Annotated in this window: 15 protein-coding genes; 1 reads left to right on the top strand and 14 read right to left on the bottom strand. The window is 28.1% G+C overall.

Going from position 1 to position 19,963, the window contains the following annotated elements; all coding sequences use genetic code 11:
* Nucleotides 1-11: 11 nt before the first annotated feature.
* On the bottom strand, nucleotides 12-1,448 hold the full coding sequence (locus tag CA_RS07610) for an MFS transporter (RefSeq protein WP_010964761.1): 1,437 nt from the start codon (nucleotides 1,446-1,448) through the stop codon (nucleotides 12-14).
* A gap of 141 nt (nucleotides 1,449-1,589) precedes the next feature.
* Here CA_RS07610 and CA_RS07605 point away from each other — a divergent pair, with 141 nt between their 5' ends.
* The gene (locus CA_RS07605; protein ID WP_010964760.1) at nucleotides 1,590-2,477 is read left to right on the top strand and encodes an AraC family transcriptional regulator; all 888 of its coding nucleotides are present in this window, start codon (nucleotides 1,590-1,592) and stop codon (nucleotides 2,475-2,477) included.
* Between the two features lie 68 nt (nucleotides 2,478-2,545).
* On the opposite strand, the gene CA_RS07600 is transcribed toward CA_RS07605, so the two are convergent.
* The 13 genes from CA_RS07600 to CA_RS07540 form a co-directional block, all read right to left on the bottom strand.
* Nucleotides 2,546-3,280, bottom strand: coding sequence for an alpha/beta fold hydrolase (locus tag CA_RS07600; protein ID WP_010964759.1), 735 nt, complete (start codon nucleotides 3,278-3,280; stop codon nucleotides 2,546-2,548).
* Nucleotides 3,281-4,060: 780 nt separating this feature from the next.
* The gene (tet, locus tag CA_RS07595) at nucleotides 4,061-6,019 is read right to left on the bottom strand and encodes a tetracycline resistance ribosomal protection protein (protein WP_010964757.1); all 1,959 of its coding nucleotides are present in this window, start codon (nucleotides 6,017-6,019) and stop codon (nucleotides 4,061-4,063) included.
* Nucleotides 6,003-7,268 (bottom strand): tetracycline efflux MFS transporter TetA(P), encoded by a 1,266-nt coding sequence (tetA(P), locus tag CA_RS07590; protein WP_010964756.1) that lies wholly within the window; start codon nucleotides 7,266-7,268, stop codon nucleotides 6,003-6,005. Before tetA(P) ends, tet begins: the two co-directional genes overlap by 17 nt.
* Nucleotides 7,269-8,042: 774 nt before the next feature.
* On the bottom strand, nucleotides 8,043-8,228 hold the full coding sequence (locus CA_RS07585; RefSeq protein ID WP_010964754.1) for a hypothetical protein: 186 nt from the start codon (nucleotides 8,226-8,228) through the stop codon (nucleotides 8,043-8,045).
* Nucleotides 8,229-8,478: 250 nt separating this feature from the next.
* The gene (locus tag CA_RS07580; RefSeq protein ID WP_010964753.1) at nucleotides 8,479-9,459 is read right to left on the bottom strand and encodes a VanZ family protein; all 981 of its coding nucleotides are present in this window, start codon (nucleotides 9,457-9,459) and stop codon (nucleotides 8,479-8,481) included.
* A 253-nt stretch (nucleotides 9,460-9,712) separates the two neighbouring features.
* On the bottom strand, nucleotides 9,713-9,994 hold the full coding sequence (locus tag CA_RS07575) for a contact-dependent growth inhibition system immunity protein (protein ID WP_158306571.1): 282 nt from the start codon (nucleotides 9,992-9,994) through the stop codon (nucleotides 9,713-9,715).
* 136 nt (nucleotides 9,995-10,130) lie between these two features.
* A complete protein-coding gene (locus CA_RS07570; RefSeq protein WP_014518918.1) occupies nucleotides 10,131-10,421 on the bottom strand; it encodes a polymorphic toxin type 28 domain-containing protein in 291 nt (96 codons plus the stop codon).
* 55 nt (nucleotides 10,422-10,476) lie between these two features.
* Nucleotides 10,477-10,974 (bottom strand): hypothetical protein, encoded by a 498-nt coding sequence (locus CA_RS07565; RefSeq protein WP_010964750.1) that lies wholly within the window; start codon nucleotides 10,972-10,974, stop codon nucleotides 10,477-10,479.
* Nucleotides 10,975-11,253 (bottom strand): hypothetical protein, encoded by a 279-nt coding sequence (locus CA_RS07560; protein ID WP_010964749.1) that lies wholly within the window; start codon nucleotides 11,251-11,253, stop codon nucleotides 10,975-10,977.
* A gap of 19 nt (nucleotides 11,254-11,272) precedes the next feature.
* Nucleotides 11,273-11,587, bottom strand: coding sequence for a YdcP family protein (locus CA_RS07555; RefSeq protein ID WP_010964748.1), 315 nt, complete (start codon nucleotides 11,585-11,587; stop codon nucleotides 11,273-11,275).
* The gene (locus CA_RS07550; RefSeq protein WP_010964747.1) at nucleotides 11,523-11,678 is read right to left on the bottom strand and encodes a hypothetical protein; all 156 of its coding nucleotides are present in this window, start codon (nucleotides 11,676-11,678) and stop codon (nucleotides 11,523-11,525) included. Before CA_RS07550 ends, CA_RS07555 begins: the two co-directional genes overlap by 65 nt.
* A gap of 167 nt (nucleotides 11,679-11,845) precedes the next feature.
* Nucleotides 11,846-13,084, bottom strand: a complete 1,239-nt coding sequence (locus tag CA_RS07545; protein WP_010964746.1) for an ATPase AAA — start codon at nucleotides 13,082-13,084, stop codon at nucleotides 11,846-11,848.
* A 167-nt stretch (nucleotides 13,085-13,251) separates the two neighbouring features.
* Nucleotides 13,252-19,527, bottom strand: a complete 6,276-nt coding sequence (locus tag CA_RS07540) for a hypothetical protein (protein ID WP_010964745.1) — start codon at nucleotides 19,525-19,527, stop codon at nucleotides 13,252-13,254.
* Between the last annotated feature and the right edge of the window lie 436 nt (nucleotides 19,528-19,963).

Below are 19,963 nucleotides of genomic sequence, written 5' to 3'. Positions count from 1 at the left end.
TAAAACTAATTTTAATTTTTAATATTTCTACTTTTAGCTGTTTTGAAAATTCTTAAGGCTGTTAGTAACGCACCAAGTAAACAAAGAACTACAAGTATAAGATAAACGTTTCTCATTCCATACACAAATACAAAATCTTTACCTTTAATGTAATCATAAACTCGGTACCCTATTTTATAGCTCATAAAACTATAAAGCAAAGTTGTAGAAAGAGTGATTCCTACTATCTGTCCTAAATTTCGTACAAGCGAATTTACGCTTCCTACTATTCCAAGCTTATTTTTAGAACAAGTGGACATAATTAAGGCATTATTAGCTGGTTGGAACAGCGCCTGTCCAACTGCCATTGTAGAAATAAAAATAGCACAAAAAACAATAAGAGAATGTTCCGAAAGTCTTGACATTAAGAAAAAGCCTACACTCATTACAAATAAACCAATTAAAATAATTTTTTCAGATTCAACCTTGTCAGAAATACTCCCAAAAATCGGAGAAAAAACCGCTAGTATAAACGGAGATAACATCATAAAAATTCCTGCTTGAATTGGTGAAAGTTTTAATGTATTTTGCAAATAAAAAGGAATCAAAATGCTTGAAGCTGCAATACAAACAAATGATGTAAGTGCACAAAGTAGATTCAATGAGAATTGCATATTCTTAAAAATTGTAAGGTCAAGCAGTGGCTGTTTCTGTTTCCTCTCTAACATTAAAAACCATATAATAAAAATAAAAGCAAACAAAATTCCTACCATCATATAAGGATTAAAAAATCCTATTTGTTGTGAAGCAATTAATGAACCAAATAATAATGTGGTTCCTAAAAATTGAAGTAACGCACCTTTTTTATCCATTCTTTCAGGATTTCTTTTACTTACTGGAAGAAATTTAATTCCTAAAATAAAAACAATAATACCAATTGGAACATTAATGAAGAAAATAGCATTCCAATTTAATAAAGATAAAATTACTCCTCCGACTGATGGACCAAGCATATTTCCGATAGCAACAGCAGTAACTAATATACCTAATGCCTTACCTCTCTTTTCTTTTTCAAATAATTCAGTTATAATACCATGATTATTTGCCATATAGGCAGAAGCACCTATTCCTTGAATAAATCGGCATACAATAAGTAAGATAAAAGAACTGCTAAATCCACATAGCATAGACGCAATAGTAAATACTATGGTACCGACTTGAAATACCTTTGTTTTTCCAATAATATCGCCAAGTCTTCCGAAAAATAGTAATGTTGAACATATAACAATTGAATAACTTGTGACTATCCATTCAATAGACGCTAGTGGCACATTCAGTTTACTAGACAACACTGGCAGTGCCACATTTACTATGCTGGAATCTAAGGTAGCCATAAATGTCATAGCAATAACAACAAGTAAAACAATATTTCTTTGTTTATTGTCATTTCTTAAATAATCTTTTTTCATTTTTACCCTCCATCTTAAAAATACTTAGCACTATTTCGCTATTTACAATGCTTATTACATTCCATATAATATTCTTATATACCAGTATTTAAAAGAACTGTGTTGCTTATTATTAGCACAATATTGATTTGAGGTAAATTTATGAATGATAAAAGTACTTATTTTGATAGAAAAAGTAAAAAAGAAGATTGTTTTGTAGATATATTTTTTAAAGACGACATATTAAATGGTGAAAATTTCAAAAGGCATTGGCATGAACATTTACAGATTTATTATTTTACTGCTGGCACAGCCTACCTTGAATGCGCACAAAATAAGTTTGATGTAACAACCGGGAGTATTGCTATTATAAATAGTAATGAACTACACTATTTAGAAAGCCATTCAAACAATTTAAAATTTTATACAATTCGTATTGAACCTACTTTCCTTTTTAGTAATAAAGAAGATTTACTGCAAACCAAATATCTTGCTCCTTTAGCATTAAATCGTATTACCTTTAAAAATCTAATTGAAAATGATTTGCAGATTCTAGAATGTATTAAAACCATATTAAAAGAATATTCCAGCAAAAATATTGGATATGAGCTTGCTGTAAAAGCCAATATTTATCAACTAATTGTCTATTTATTGAGAGGATACGTAGATAAGATACTAAATGAAAATGAATTTGAGGAAAGAAAACGTATTTTAAATAAATTTCAGTGTGTATTTCGTTTAATTGAAGAAAAATATACTGAAAAGCTTACTCTAAATGAACTTGCAGATTGCGTCAATTTCTCTACACATCATTTTTGCAGAACCTTTAAGCAAATGACTGGTAAAACTACTACGGATTACATAAATGGAATTAGATTATATAAATCAACTAATTACCTAAAGCAAACGGATTTAAACATTACAGAAATTGCAATAAAATGCGGATTTGACAATAATAATTATTTCAGCCGTCTATTTAAAAAACATTATGATATGACACCTACAAAATACAGAAAATTGTATGCCGGACATTTTTCGAAGATTATTTAAGGAGCGTGGCATGTAGAACTCAAATTGGAATACATGCTACGTTTTTTGCTTTTTTCAAATCCGCATTTTTATTGAGTATTCTCCTTAAGCATTTCTGCATACTCTTTGGGATAAGATAATAGATAACCACAATGACTAAAACCATTTTTTTTAATAATACGACTATATTTATATTTTCTCAATCTAAAAATACAAAAACGTGCTGGTTCTTTAGTCCCATATAGGAAAACAACAGATTTCTGTTCTACTGGCTTTAAATTAGGTAATGTAAAACTATAGCAAGCATGTGCCAAATTTTTAATGCTTTCTTCTGTTATATGGCAAGCTACCTCACACATTTCATTGCCTAGTCCTTTAAATAACCTTTCTATTTTGTTAATAGCCTTTTGAGGGTTTTGTCGTACCTCACTACAAATATTACAAAATTTTTTTGCTGCAACTTTCTGTAATAATGCTCCAAATTTAAAGAATGGTCCTCCGTCCAAATATACCTTATTTATACGAATTTCATTTCTTTTATATATTTCAAATGCAATGATAGCACCTAAGGATGTCCCCAACATAAAATCTAATTCTTTAATACTATTATCCTTCAAATAAGCAAGCACTTTATTCCCTTCGTCTTCAACTGATAAAAATATAGAATTTTCATTTATGTCATGTCCATCTAAAGTTGGGGTAATTACAAAATAGTCTTCTTTTAAATACTCTACTAAATTAACAAAACATTCTGAAGTTGCAAACATAGGATGTATAAGTAATATCTTAGGTCCATTAGGATTGCCAACAGTTTTAAATTTCATATGATATCACCCTTTCATTTCAAAAATATAGTAAGACCAGTTCAACTTAAAAACTTATGCGTTTCATATATGTTTTTAGATTTTTGTCACTTTATTTGTTAATCTAATTATAATTACTAGGATATAGCACCTACATATATTTGCAAGTAAAGCTGAAAATAATAGTACAAAAGTACATCTTAACATATTTGAATAATTCAAAAAATTTTGCAGCAAACGTAATTAATTTGATAACAGTAATATTCACACCAATTAATGGTAATCACAATATGTTTTACATATTATTAGGAGGAATTGACAATTATTTAGAAGAGTTAAGAAAATCGGTTATTTCATTGCAAATGTTATCGAATGTCTTTACAAATTCTTCAATTGGCATTGATTTAATATCATAATGATGTTCCATATACAGCATTGCCAACCTGTCGATACGTTCTTGGAAATAAGTATGATTATGCATATTGATTCCTCCTTTTAACAAAATACTACCATATGTAAAATTTATTCACAAGTGTTTCGAGTCTTAGAAATAACGCTTTCAGACTGTAGACAAATGGTATATTTGAGCGGGTGATACGGACATAAAGTCAATATACCCGTTCGATTGTATGTTAAGTTGAGTAAGAAAAGTCAGGTGCCGGTAAATCCTTTATTTGTGGACATTTTTAAACTTTCCTTTTCTCTCCATTCTTGTTATAAAACCTAAACATGCTTTTTAATAAACGAAATTCCCTCAAACCATTAGTTTGAGGGAACATATAAAATATAATTATTTAAAATTTAGTCTCTAATTGCGTTTAATTTATAAAGCAAATACTCTTTTTTATTTAATGGATCATACGTTGTCTTTGGACGTGCTTTTGCAAATTTAGCTGAGACTTCCTTATAGCCATAAAATTTTGTTGTAAACATTCCTTTACCTTTTGTGTATGAAGCTATTTTCATTTTATATTCTTTAGAATTCTCTACTGGAATTAGTCCCCTTATTGAAAATTCATCCCCTATAACAATAGGACTATCAAAGATCGCCCTCATTGTTTCTAAATCCCAAATTGCTTTACTTAAAACATCTTGAGGAATTCTTAACTCAAACTCATATAATGGCTCTAATAAAACAGTTTGCGCTCTATATAATGCTTCCATGAATACCATGGGTGTCACATTTCTAAAATCTGACGGAGTGCTAGCTGGACTAAAAAATTCACCGCAGGTAAGTGTAACTTTTGCATCCGTAACCTCCCATCCAAATAATCCTTGTTTACTTGTCTTAACAACTGCTTCTTCAATTGCATTTTGAAAAGATTTTGGTAATGATCCTACCGAAACATTAGAAATATACCTAAGCCCTTCACCTCTCCCTTTTGGTTCTATTTTCAATGCTACTGTTGCCCAGAAAGGATTTAAATCTTCCTGCATACGCATTATTGACATCCCAACACCTTTAGGTTTTTCCTTATAGATAGTCTGAATATTAGAAAATTCTACTTTTATTCCATATAAACCATCTAATATAGAACTTAATATTTCCATCTGAACTTCGCCGAATAAGTTAACATAAATCTCCTCATCAATATCATTCATCTCTAATTCTAATAATGGATCTTCCTCTGCAAGTAATGTTAATGCTTTAAATAGCTCTTGATTTTCTTCTTTATCAATTGCAGAAATCGTTGTTTTTAACGTTGGTTTAGCTATAGATATATTTTTAATTTTATTATTTGAAACCCCAATAACATCTCCAACTTGGAAATCTGTAAGTCCATATAAAATTCCTATATCCCCTGCTTCTATACTTTGTGTCTCAATAATTCTACCATTTTCTAAACTATTAATTTTCTTTACTTTTTCTACTATCTCCTTACTAGGTACTTGAATTCTATCTCTTACAGATACTCTTCCTCCAAATAACCTTACATAAACCTTTTTTTCATTAGTGCTTGTTCTTTCAATTTTAAACACTACTCCTGATAAATTCCCTTCACACTCATCCCCTGCAAATGGGAGATAACTACAAATTCCATCTAATAAATCTCCAATGCCAAGTCCAATTGCTGCGGCACCACAAAATACTGGATATAAGCTTCCTTCTCTTGCGTATAAGGAAAGTTTTTCTTGTACTTCTTCTTTATTAGGTTCTACTCCACTTATATATCTTTCTAAAAAAACTTCATCTAAATCTGATATAACATCAACTGCATCATTATTTATCGGACATATATCGGATAAATTTCTTATATAAACATCTTTACTTCCCATATCATATGCTTCTTGTAGTCTAACTACTCTATTTGATATATTCTTTTTTATCTCTTCAAATACTTTATTGAAATCTGCTCCAATTCTATCCAACTTATTCACAAAAATTATTGTTGGAATGTTTAACTCCTTTAATGTGTTAAATAATATTCTTGTTTGCGATTGAATTCCCTCTACTCCAGATATAACTATTATCGCTCCATCTAAAACACTTAGTGAACGTTCAACTTCTGAAATAAAATCTACATGCCCTGGAGTATCAATAATATTTATTTTAACATCATTCCAATTGAAGGATATGGTTGATGATTTAATAGTAATTCCTCTCTTACGTTCAAGCTCCATGGAATCTGTTTGTGTGTTACCTGAATCGACACTTCCAACTGATTTTATAGCGCCACTGTAATATAATAAGTTTTCTGTTATAGTAGTTTTTCCTGCATCTACGTGGGCAACAATACCTATATTAATTATTTTCTTCATAGTTCCCACCACCTCCAACTTTATTAGCGATTTTTTTATCCATTATCATTGAAATAACATATAGCACTAATACTGGTGTTAATAATAATGAAGTACACGCTATACCGATACTTATTGATATATTTGTAGCTATTATTCCTATAATTGGTCCGCCTAAAATTTGACCTAAGGCATTTATTTGTCCATTTATAGAAAGTATAGTAGCTCTAGCCTTATCATCTATATGACCATTTAACCATGCACTGAATATAGGCTCATTTATAGTTCTAAGTGTATTTGTTGCTAAATAAGCTATTAACATTAAACCAAAGTTCCTTGTAATAGCAAATACCAACATAAATAATATATAAAATACATTTATATACAACAGCAGCTTTCCATTCTTATTTTTATAATCATTCCTAAGCTTATTTTCCATAAGGCGCATTGCTATAACACTCAATATCATTCCTAATACTCCAAAAATTCCAAACCAAGTTACTGGTTTAAGGTTCCAAAGCCTAGGAAGTATAGTGTCTTGTAAAAAGTGTGCATTAGAAAGTCTATCATAACCTTCACTAGACAATCCATAAAATAAAGTTACAGAAAGCAAAATCATAACCATAGCTTTACGTTTTATAATATCAAGACCAGATTTAAAGGTATATCCCATCTTTTTAAAAGTATTTAAACCTTCCGGAGCAGATGGTTTAAAATTATTTTCTGTCATATATATCGCTAAAAATATTGAAAAAATCACAAATAAGACCCCACCAACTATCATAGGTAGTCTTACTGAAAAATTAGCTATTATAGTACTTAGTACTATTCCGATGACTGACCCTATCTGTCCTACTTGTGCTCCCTTTATATAAATTTGATTCAACTCTTTAGTATTCTCTTCTTCGGCTATCCATGCTTCAACAGATCCACTTATAAAAGTAGAACCTAATCCCCATACAATTTGTGCTGCAAGTACGAAAATAAAACTAGAAATAGAACCTTCTAAAATAAATCCTAATCCCGTTAAAACTGTACCAATAACAATAGATAATTTACGACTATAAACGTCTGCAACTATACCTGTAGGAATTTCAAATAAAAAACATGCTGCTTCTAAAGTGGTCCCAACAAGTATAAGCTGAAGTGGATTTAAATGAACATTTTCAATATGGTACACTATCATAACTGTGGATACCAATGAAAAACCCATTGCTGTAATAGCTGAAAATAATAAATAAATTTTATATGCTGAAGGTTTATTAACCATTAGTCATCACCATCCTAATATTTCTTAAAAAATTTGTTTTTTCTTCATAAGGTTTATATTTAAATATACAAATTATCATAATAATCTCCTTAAATAAAAAAGGCCGTAAATGAACGAATTCACTTACAACCTCATAATCATATAACCTAAATATAAACATGAAATATAGAACTTTAATTTATATAACTTATGACTAAATTATGCAAATTAAAGCATTATATCATATCTATAAATGTAGCAAAAATAGACCCAAAAAAACCGTGTCTAGAACACGGTTTTGCTATTTTGCAAATAAAGATGTAACATGCTCATTATAATATTGATTATTTTTGAGTACACAAATAAACCTTGAGCTATTCAAGATTTTTTTCACATACTTTTTAAAATAATCCTTATTCAGTTAGTTTAATTAAAAACTACCTCTTTGCGCATATTTACAACACCTTTACATTTATATTTTTCATATTTATATTTTAGTATATTTACATTATACATGAATTTTAAATTTTTTCAACACTGAAGAACTTTGCGAAAAAACAAAATTATATTCAACTTCCAAAGCAATCTTTTGATTTCTGTGATGAATCAAATCAAAATTTTATAATTAACGGTCTTAATTGAATTTTTTATTCAGTGAATCTTCTTTCATAAGTAATAGCTAACTCAGCGTACGACTTACCAAAATTTCTTTCTCAGTAACTTCTTTTAATTGATTAAATATAATTAGAAGAAGTTACATTGTAATATTTAATATACTTATTTATATCTTCTTTATTAGTTATTATCATCATTTACCTCCATACAATTTAGTGTGGAAAAAAAGTTTGTAATCTCCCCTGTTTCGCCATCAATATATCCTTTGAATTTTAATCGATTTTTTGCATATTCATCAACAGTTGGATTCTTTTTAATACTTATAATGAACTTATCAATATTCCATCCATTCAACACTCTTTCCATCAAATACTATCTTAGATAAATCATCTAATTTTTGTTTTGAAGCTTCTATAACTCGCAAAAAGAGTAAGGTTTATCTAAATCCTTACTCTTTTAAAAGTTTTATAAATGATATTATAGTAAATTCTTTGGATTTTTATAACACCAATTTTCACCGAATGGTAACTTAATTAATCTTTCTATATCCTGAAAACTAAATGCAAAATCATTATCTAAAGAAAATATTTCGAATATGAATTGATCTTTTTCGTAATCACTCCCACCAATGCTTTATTTCTCCGATACTAACATCCCATACTTTAGCGTTTCCAGTAATTATAATTTTAACATCTTCTGCTTCCCCTTCAAAAAACGTCTTTACTTTGCATATATGTTTATCTTCGTCTTTATCATTAAATTGAAACCACTCTTGACCATTGATCACAATCTTAACCGAACCTTTATATTCTTCATTGTCTGGAATACCACACTTGGCATAGAACCATAGATTTTTCTTACCTAAATTAAATAAATACTCCTTACCAATTCCATCCTTGCTGCTAAACAAATTAAATTTGGGCTGTACTTTTTCACCTTGCACGGTAAAAGCTCTAAAATTCTTAGTTATTGGTGTTTTTGTATTTATTTCATTTAATGCTTGAATAGGTGCTATTCTTTTATTAACATTTACACCATAATCAATTGTTTCAGAAACAACCATAACTCCAACGATTATAATAAGCATAGATGCTACTGATACAACAAGTTTTTTAAATTTAAGCTTAGAAGAAAATCCTACTCTATATCCCACAAATCCTATCATTGCGCCTAATGTATTAGATATTACGTCCATAATATCAAACGTACCCATGAAAGTTAAAGATTGCAACACTTCTAAAAATAAAATCACTGATATAAATAATGCTATAAACTTTCTAAAACGTACACGATACAACAATGGAATCACTATTCCAAAAGGAATAAAAGCAGCGATGTTCCCAAAATCGTATAACCATGACATGGTGAGTTTTGGAAATCTTAAGGGGATTCCTTCTGGGACAAGAATAAACGTATAATGATTATATGCACTTCTACCTTCTATTCTATTAAACCCAAAGAACATGAAATACAATATTAAAATTGTATATACAATGGTTCCTATAAAAATATATGTACGTAATTTATCCTTCATACCCTCGGAACTATCTGTTAGACCTTCATTAACCTTTAGAATTTTTTCTTGTCCGTTTCTCATACTTTAAATCTCCTTTAAAAGAATGTCACAGATTTTATATCTGCTATTATTAAATACTTTAAGGAACCTTTGTATCAAATTATTTTACAAGATTACAAGCGATTAAGCAAGGTATTTTTTATCCTTATTTTGAAACTAAAAAATAAAACAAAATATATTAAATTTTAATTAGAGGCATAAACAGATAGCAAAATGGTGGCAAATTTATTTATGCCACCATTTTATTTTTTTAGACTCGTTGTAGTAAAATACATTAATCTTTATTTTTAAATATTAAATCTAGTTTATCTAGTAACACTTTATAAGCCTTTATATCATCTTGAGTTTCCCAATCATATTTATCGATTTTATAATATACTGTATCTTTAAAATTAATATAATCAATCTCATCTTTTTTTTCTTGGCTATTCATTAAGTGTCTCACAAGTAATTCCAATAATTGTCCATCATACATTTCTCCTTCGAATGGATTCTCCTTTAAAATTTTCCAAGCCATTGGTACTGCAATATCTGGATAAATTTCCTGACGGAGCATTCTTGAAATATCTAAAAGATTCAATTCACTAACTTTTTTTGTAATATATCACTAAACCACTTATCTAACGAACACTCTTGCTTTATATCTTTAATTTTAATATTAATATTTTTTAATTTAAATATTGGTTCATTCATTAATTAATACCTCCATATGCTTTAAATAGTTCTTCTATTCTCTGTAAATATTTTGTTGTAGTTTCATACTTACTTTGAATAAACTCTTTAGTATGTGATGGTAAATTTGGATTTTTTAAAGAACCTTCTAAAGTACTTTGTGCTCTTTTTAGTCCAACATATGAATTTTTCATTTCCTGAAGATGATTCCAATATCCTCCGGATTGTTTCGGAGCTAGATTCCCTTGCAAATCTCTCAATGTTCCAGAAAAATCATCTAATTTTTGTTTTGCAATTTCTACAACTCGCAAAAAAGAGTAAGATTTATATAACTCCTTACTCTTTTAAAAAATTTTATAACTGATATTATAGTAAATTCTTCGGATTTTTATAGCACCAATTTTCATCGAATGGTAACTTACTTAATCTTTCCATATCCTGAAAATCAAATGCAAAATCATCCTCAAACCAAATATAATCTTTGGGATTTAATTTAAGATATTCATAGGCAAATTTAAATATTGAATTTTCGTTTTGTGAAACCTTTTCTATAACTGCCACATTATAAAGTTTTTGAGTTGAATCTATATCTTCAAACGTTGTATCTCTATCATCATTTACAAAATCATTATCTAAAGGAAATATTTCAAATATAAATTGATCTTTTTCGTAATCACTATCAAAATTTCCAACCGATATGTTAAATTGTGCGTATTTAAAATCCCCCGTAGTTTTATCATACCTATCACATTCCGAAAGCATTAAATTAAGGTCAGCCCTAAATGCAGATGTCACTGCATCTCTTAAAAGTTCTTCCGGTGAATAATTCCTTCTATCTTTTAGTATTACTCCTGATAATCCCATTTATTTTAATTTCCCCTTTAATTCATCTAATGAATTTACAACTGTTATTCCTTTATTCTTAATCTTTTCTATCAATTTTACAGTATTATTATTACTTATATCCATAGGTTTGTCTATATATATTATTACTTTTTTGCTACTGTAATTAAAAAAATTCTTATTTGTTTTATTTGCATATTTGTCTAACTGTTCAAGATGGATAGATGTAGTAGAATTTTTAACTTCTATTAATTCATCATTTGTAGCCACATCAATAACAATTCCATTTGCTAATCTCATATAAACTTACCTTCCTTTCTTATGCTTCTACCATGTCATCTGCATGAAGAATATAATTTGTAAATCCACGAGTTCCAATTTTATAACCTTCTGCGGTAATTCGTGGATTAATTAGCTTTACTCTTTTTTCAACTTCAAAATGCTTTTCACCTGCTTCTGCTGGAAGAATAACAACAATATCATCTGCCCTTTGGATGTCTGAATATAAATTGTAGCTACGTGATAAAATTGTATTATGCCCATTTACCCTTCTCTGTTCAATATTACCTTCACCAGCATACTCTAAGTTTCCAAATGTCTTTTCCATGTTTGGGATTACATATTTTAATTCCATATTCTTTTACCTCTCTTCTTTTAATTTTGCTTTGATTGATAAATAACTCTATTGCTTTATCAGTAGGTGAACGAACATAATATCTTTTCATATAAAATCCTCCTTCCATTTTTGATAGATATAAAAAACGTCACAGTGAAAACCGTGACGTAAAAAAATAATATTAAAGAGATATTATACTAAAAACAATATCTCTTAATTTCTAGTACATATTTAATTATCAAAGCCTCTGCTTCTAAAATAGCCCACTAACAAAACCTAATAACACACTATATTTTCACCAGTCACTAACCATTCTGGAATTTCGATTTTATTAGCTTTTGGGTGATTTGAAAATAAAAGTCTTATTCCTCTAATTGCTCTATATGTTTCTATAACCAAATCATTCTGCTTTTTATATACATCAATATCATACTTATTACTTGTAAGCTCATGTGCGGGAACTTGTCTTATCTTTCTAATACTTTTTAATGGATTAATGATAATCTCATCAATATTAATACTAGTTTTGATATTTCTATTAAGCCACTCACTAAGCATAACTAAGCTGCCTTTATCATATCCTTTACTATCTTTTCTTTCAATACCTTTAATTAAAAATCCATCTTTTTGAAATGTTTTAACAGATATATTATGAACAAACATTTTTTCTAACACTAATACAAAATCATAATAATTTTTCATTGTTGGTAAAAATATATTTCTATATCCCTCTGGCATTTCGAAAAAATGAGTACCATAAGTATGTGAGAATAATGGAGGAATTTCCATAGACTCACATTGCTTATTAATAATAATCATTTCATCTATAATTGCATGAAATATCCAATAATCTATCACCCATTCTCCATATATCAAATTTTTTATAAATCCAGAATTTACTTTACACCTATTCTGATTCTTTAATTCAAATGCTTTCCACAACATTTGTATTTTGGGAGATAATTTAGCCAAATCTATTAAAAATATTGCTACTGCTCTTGTTAGTTTTTCACCTTCAATATATGCCATACCATAATCTTTTATATACTCGCTATCATCTTCATCATCATAATACTCATCACGAATACATATTGAACCTCTATATCCATTATCCATTATCAAAAATTTAGGATTATTTATATACCTTTCCAAAATTTCTATATCAAAAAATATAATGTCAAACTGTTCTCTCCCTTTTTGCATTAATATGGTATAAGGACTTTTATAATCAATTTTTACTCCTTCCAATGCTTTTTCAGTTGGATAAAAGCAAGTATGACTTTCTAGATCTGAAGCATTATTTTTCTGTATATCTTTAGGAATATCTAGATTAAATCCTCGAATGTGTGGATTTAATACCTCTTTTTCCGATATAGCCTCTATCAAATCATTATCAATGAGATTAAGCAGTTCTTCTTTATCATAGTTATTCATTTGATAAATTGGTAATCCGTTAAAATCTTTTGATTGTAAATAAAAATCAATTATTTCCTGTAAAACAACATTTTTTTTCATGAAATCAATCTTCTTCCTGAATTATTTTTTATAATGCATTTTATAGTTCTCAAATTTCTTATCAAGAGATACTCTATAGCTCATATGGTGAAACTTAAAACTTCGGTTAATTTTCTAAAATATAAAAGTTATTTTTACTAAGCTATAGATCAAACATTTATATATAATCAGTATCTATTGTTAATCTTAACTTCTATCTCTTCAAGTACATTATCTAAGCAGCTATCCAATATAAAAATCTTACGTCTCTCCGTTTCCTCTGCCTTTTCACCATATTCTTTATAACCATCCGAATATCTTACATCAATTTGCGCAACTACAACTTTACTTGATTTTGAACTCAAATATTCAATAAATGCTTCCTTTTGAATAAATAGCATTTCACCCTCTGAAAGTCTGTTATATACTCTCTCGCTATTTGAATATGACCAATACTGAGCTTTAATTGGATAACTTTCATCTTTTGTAATGCTGTAATCTACCGATAATACATCAACCAAATTAAAAAAGTGCTCTATATCTTCATTTGGTTTTAAAAAGTTATATTTCATTTTATTAGTATATGGATCAAACGTTTCAAATTCACTTTCTTTTTCATAACTTTCACCTGTTACATCCTCAATAAATTCATAGTTATCATCGTCATGAGATATAAAATTTTCCTCAATCCAATAATTATCCCTTTCAGCTTGTTTTAAAAGCCTATTTATATACTTTTTATCCATTATTCCAACAGATATACTATAATGCTTCCCACTATGTTCATATTCTATGGAAGTATTACTATAAAGAATAAGGTATTTTTTATTTTGATAAATATACCAAAATGCATCATTAAAAACATTATCATCTATTATATATTTTCCATCTTTAACATATTGTTTGGTATCTAAAAATATTTTTTTATTGGGAGGTAATGTTTTTATATCTGAAGTCCACCTTCCAGGTATCTTAGTTAACCAGCTTTTCACCCAAGTCTCAAACGTATATATTGGATATTCATCATCTGTAACAGATAAAGTTTTTCTATACTCATCTGCTACATAATACATTGCATTGTATTGTACATATTTTGACAAATCTTCAACTTCTGTATTTAATCCATATGATTTTCTTTGGTATTCATATGTTTTATATTTTTTATTCCATTCTTGTATCATCTCATTAGTAATACCCCAAGAAGAAATTAACTTATCGCAATCCTCCATAATCTCTCCTTCAGCTTTTTGAAAAATTTGCCCGAGAAAATAATATACTTTAGGTACAATATCCATAGTATCAAATCTAAAATTAGTTCCTTTATTTTCTTTATCATGAAGATATCTTCTTTTAACTTGTACTTTTTCTTTGCTAACTACATCACATGCTGTTTGTATTTCTTTTGATAGAGGCTTTATAATAGCTAAAATCTCTCTAGCCAACTCTCTTTGTAAAACATTAATTGTTCTGCTAGTTAAAGCTATCTCCTTTAGAACAGGAGAATATTTCTCTAAAAATAAAGTATCTTCCTCTACAATTCTTCTTAGAGCTACCAACAAATATACAATTGCACTGTCTTTGAAATAAAAATATTGTTCATCACTATATAATTTAGGCATATCTCCAAAAATATATTTTACAATAAGATTGATAATTTGTCCCTGATCTAATTTATATAAGTTATATATAGCATGTACCGCATACCAACGTTTTTCTTTTTCCATATGTCCTAACATTTTAATCAAATAAAAAGCTATACTTTCTTCTGTGGAAAACATATTCTTTTTATCTTCTTTATATTTTCTATCACTGGAGTTTACGTGTACATTTTTAATTTCTTCTCTACAACACCACTCTAACAATCTACTACAATTTTCACCATTATCAATTGATATCATGCTTTCCATATACGAAAAGATTTCCCAAGGTTCACAAGACAAATAACTAGTTGCTCTCTTAATTACCTTTGATAAAACAATATCTTTATCAATTAGAAATATTCTAGATATTTGAACTAAACCCTTTTCCTTAAGATACTCAGTTTTTTTAGCATATAAGTCTAATACATCGTCTAAATTTTCTTCATCTTTACGCCATTCTAGAATGCTGGGATTGTATTCACTCCACTTATTTAAATAATCTATAAAAATTTCAAAACACTCATCATAGTTCCAATTAGTTGATGATGTGTACATAATATCAATCAATAATTTTACAGTGCTTAATTGACTTTCAAATGTTGCTTTCTCCAATACATACTTCGCAAGCTTTACACTTTCCTTATAATAAATTGATTCCATTGTAACTATTAGTGATTTTTTATTATATTCAATTTTACTTTTATCTATTTCATCCCATGAAAGTTTATTATTATCATATTCACCAGAATCTATATTTCTAATGGTACTTGCCACAAGACAATATGATTCATTTAACTTTTTTATAAATTCAATCGAATCGCTATAATTATTTCTACACCATAAAGAAATTTTTTCTATGATATTTCTGTTTTCAAAGCCACCTGATATTTTTTCTATATCATATGCAATAACTTGCATAATTTTTTCTGTTCTTTTGTTTTTTTCTCTCCTAATCTTTTCTATTACCATATCCACAATATCATCATATGTAGTTCCATAATTAACATCTATATTAGAAAGTGCTATGGCAATTTCTTTCGAAATTTCATCCTTATATAACGATTCTTCAATAATATATGGTATTGAAATTTCAAAGCCTAATGTAGCATAACCTTCATCTCTATCTTCCAATCTACAAGCTGCTGCTATTGCAGAAGACGGGTGAATGTTGGTTAATAGTTTGAAAATATTATCTGTAGGAAGATGTTTTCTATCCTCTAGCCTTCTATAACTATCTTCTATAATACGTGTAAAATTATATACAAGTTCAGATGCATTTTCGTCTTTTATATAATTTTCTGAAAGTTGTCTAAACAAGTTTATCCTTCTATAAGCTTCATCATCTACACCTATAATAGCTTTAATTGCTTTAAGGAAATACTGATACGATAATTTATTATCAAATATTACAGCTTTCTTTGAACACTCTAAATAAAATTCCTTTAATTCATATGCAGACTGTGGATATCTATTCATTTTTTTATCAAGCTCGTTTAAATACCATGCTGCAACATCTATATACTTTTTATTTTTTATAATTTCGTGTATTATTTTAAAGTGAAATTTATTATCTAAATATTTATTTTCTAAATTTCTTTTACAATATTCTTTTATTAAACTTTTTTCTTGACTAAACAATATGTCAAATATATTTTTTATGATTATTCTATAATAATCATAAGAATTATGATCATTATAAAATTGATAAAATCCATGTTCACAATTTGAAATTTTTTCAAGAAATTGATCCATGTTAGCTGGTTTATCTATACTTGAACCAGCTAACATTCTAACTCTAATAAAAAAGGAATCAATAATAAAATCTATGATTTTTTTCAATTCTTCTCGCTTTTCTTTTATCTCGTGACTACCATTTTTCTCATATTTTCTAACGCTAGGTATCCAAAAATCATCAAAACAATATTTTTCACCTTTTAAGTACTTCTTTAATGCATACAATCTAAATGTATATTCTTTTGGCAATTCACCATTCATTTCATAAAATGATATATATGAAAAATCCATTCTTATATCGGTATTATAAGCTATATTTTCTGCTTCTTGAATTTTTCCTCTTTTTAATAACAACTCTGCTAGACTAATCCTATATTTCAAGTCTGTTACATGTATTTTTTTCTTTTTTTCCATATAATTAGTAAGATTTTCACCTAAAATCCAAATTTCATCGTTTATAGAATGATTTAATTCTTCAAATGCAATTGCACATGCTGCAAACATATCTATATCATCAGATAGGCTAATTATTGATTTAGCTTTCTCTATATTCCCTTGCAAAAGTAAACTATAAGTAATATCAAAGTATTCTTGAGTAGGATATGGACTCCAACCATGCATCCAATTGACTAATCTTTCCGAATCATATCTCATTGCCATGTATATACCTAATCGTGATACATCTAGTCTCTCAATTGTATGTTGAAAATTTTTATTATTCTTTTCCTCTTTCGAATACTGTTTTATTATTGCAGAAGATGTAGCAAAAAATTGATCTGCTAACTCAGTATGTTTAAGTAATGAATTTGCATATGTTTGTAATGTCAATTCACTTAATGAATTAAAATCTGATTTTCCCGAAATATATCTGGAAATAGTACTTTCAAATCCTAATTTCTTAGCTAGTCTAATATTCTCTAATATAATTTCCTTTACTCCAGCATCAGTAGCTCTACATTTAGTTAAAAAATATAAAAGTTTATATGCATCCAATCTATAATTATTATTATAGATATCATCGATTGAGAAAGCACTTTTAATTCGTTTTGATATAATTTCGTTTTTTTCATCTTCAATTAATGAGATATTAATATTATTTATAGTATAGATTGAATCCAAAATTTCATTTAGTTTTCGAGCTTTTCCCAAAAATATATGCAAATATTTAACAGAATAATAGTCATCAAATCGCTTATTATAAAGCGTTTCAGCAATTTTTATTATTGCCGATTCACCATTTTTAATTGTTGTTCTTAAATAATCTTCAAAATCTTCATCTCTAAAAGTTATAATTCCATTTCCAAAATAAACTCCAATCAAATATTCAGAACATGCACTTTCCAATTTTTCAATATCATAATCAGTAGAACTTGTAATAATATCAATTGGAATTGGTCTTGGTAATTCAACTAATGCTCTACACAGCTCTTCAAAAGATATTATCTCTGAAGTTATTCTAGTATCTATCTTTTTTATAGCTTCTTCGAATATTCCATGCAAGTTTTTCCCATTTGGGTTAAGATATTGCAATGCTTCTTCAATAGTACCAGATATCTTCGAAAAAACATAGTATTGAACCCTCGGGTTACCGTTAGTAAGTTTTCTTACTTCTTCACATTGATAATCTGATACATTTTCATAAAACAGATCAATGTAATTACGTTGTTCTTCCTTATTAAATCCTTCTAATTTAATCATAGTTGTTCCGTAAGGTAATTCAAATTTTTCTAATCGTTCTGTTCTTGATGTAACTAAAATTGAAACATTTTGCGGCAAAGTAATTTTCAAAAGTTTGTCTGCAAAACATGTATCTCCTAATACTTCTGATGCTAAATAACTATTGTCAACTGCATCTAATACTAATAATATAACAGCTTCTTTATTAATTGCTTTTATATAGTTAGATGCTTGTTTAAGTCTAATGGAAAAATTTCTTAAATACTCACTTTCATCTAAATTAGTTTTAACAAGAAATGGGGTGTAACATTTTAATGCTAATTCATTGCTTAACTGTACTATAGCATTTTTGTATGTATGTAATGGTGTAGATGGATCTAAATATGATCCACCACCAAAACAGTCATATAATAATACTATTGAACCAATTGGCAATCCACTTTCCAAATCAGACACTACTGTAGTCTTACCTATTCCACCAGTCGCATGTAAACAAATATGTTGCTTTCTATTAATAATTATTTCTCTGACAATATCATCACTAATATTTCTCTTAATATATTTTTGTGGTTTTATTACTTGTGAATTAGCAGGAAACAAACCATCCGGAATTGTATTAAAGAAATTTGCCATAATATTTTTGTCAATCGGCACTGACTCATTTTCCTCCGGAGACATTTGTTTTCTTATAAATTGAATTAGCTTATCATAATTGGTTTTCAAATCTAACATTCCAAGTCTAGCCAAAGAACTAATTACCTCTGATTCATGTATATCTCTTATGTCACTTCCACATTCACTCAAATCAATACATTTTAAAAAGCCTACAAATTCTGTGGTACTCAACTTTGTTTCTTGGTAAAACGACTTTAAATAATCATGATTTTCTTTAGGTAATACATTCTTTAAATCGAGATACTTTTTACAATCATTCTTTTCAATTTCTTCATTACAATTATCTATAAGCTTTTTAAATTTCTCTTCTATAGTCCTATTGGTTACTAATTTTAATCTTAATTTCTCTATGTCTTTAGGATGTTTTTTTTTAAACCCTTTATATGTTTGTGCTAATCGTTGAATAATTGAATTATCTTTCCCAGAATTTGTAGATACTGATAAAGACGAAAGTGTCCAGGGCAAGTCCCCATGGCGAGTACTATATTTTAATTGAGAAAAAATCACTCTGCTTGCATCTTCATATTTTTTTCCTCCAAAATACTCAGCGACATCTATTGATAATAATGCCTTTTCATCATCTTCAAAAATTATGCTATCTTCAATACTTGGTCCTTCTACACATATTGCTTCAAGTTCCGTATCAGGTTCTAACAATTGAAGTGATTTTTTAGCAGACCAAATAAAATGAAAATCATCTCCTGCGTTTGATTCCCTTGCTCCTGTTGCTTCCTTCACAGTAAATTCACCTCTATAATCTCACAATGTTTTAATAAATTACTATACTCTTAAAAACTCACTTTTTATATGTCTATAATGAATTTTATTTTTAATATTCTACAAAATTCTAAATATCCCTCTTCATTTTCCACAAATATGCCAAAATATATTTGTGTTTCTTTATATTAGGTAAATATCAATTAAACAGAATGATTTTATTTCTTTTATAAATAAAGATAAAAATCCCTCATTTTTTCATTGTATGCTAATCACTTTTTCCCTAATTTTTACACAAAAATAGGCAGTCATTTCTGAATATCCAATCATAAAAAAGAGATACCATTTTCACAGTATCCCATAACTTTTAATTTTATTCTATTGTGTTCCCACATTCCAGATCAATAACCACATAAACGTTAATATATTTTTTTAACTGTTTATTGCGGATTTTATC

Origin of the sequence: Clostridium acetobutylicum ATCC 824 (genome assembly GCF_000008765.1) — a bacterium.
Taxonomy (GTDB): domain Bacteria; phylum Bacillota; class Clostridia; order Clostridiales; family Clostridiaceae; genus Clostridium_S; species Clostridium_S acetobutylicum.
This window is presented reverse-complemented; position numbering and strand designations above follow the sequence as displayed.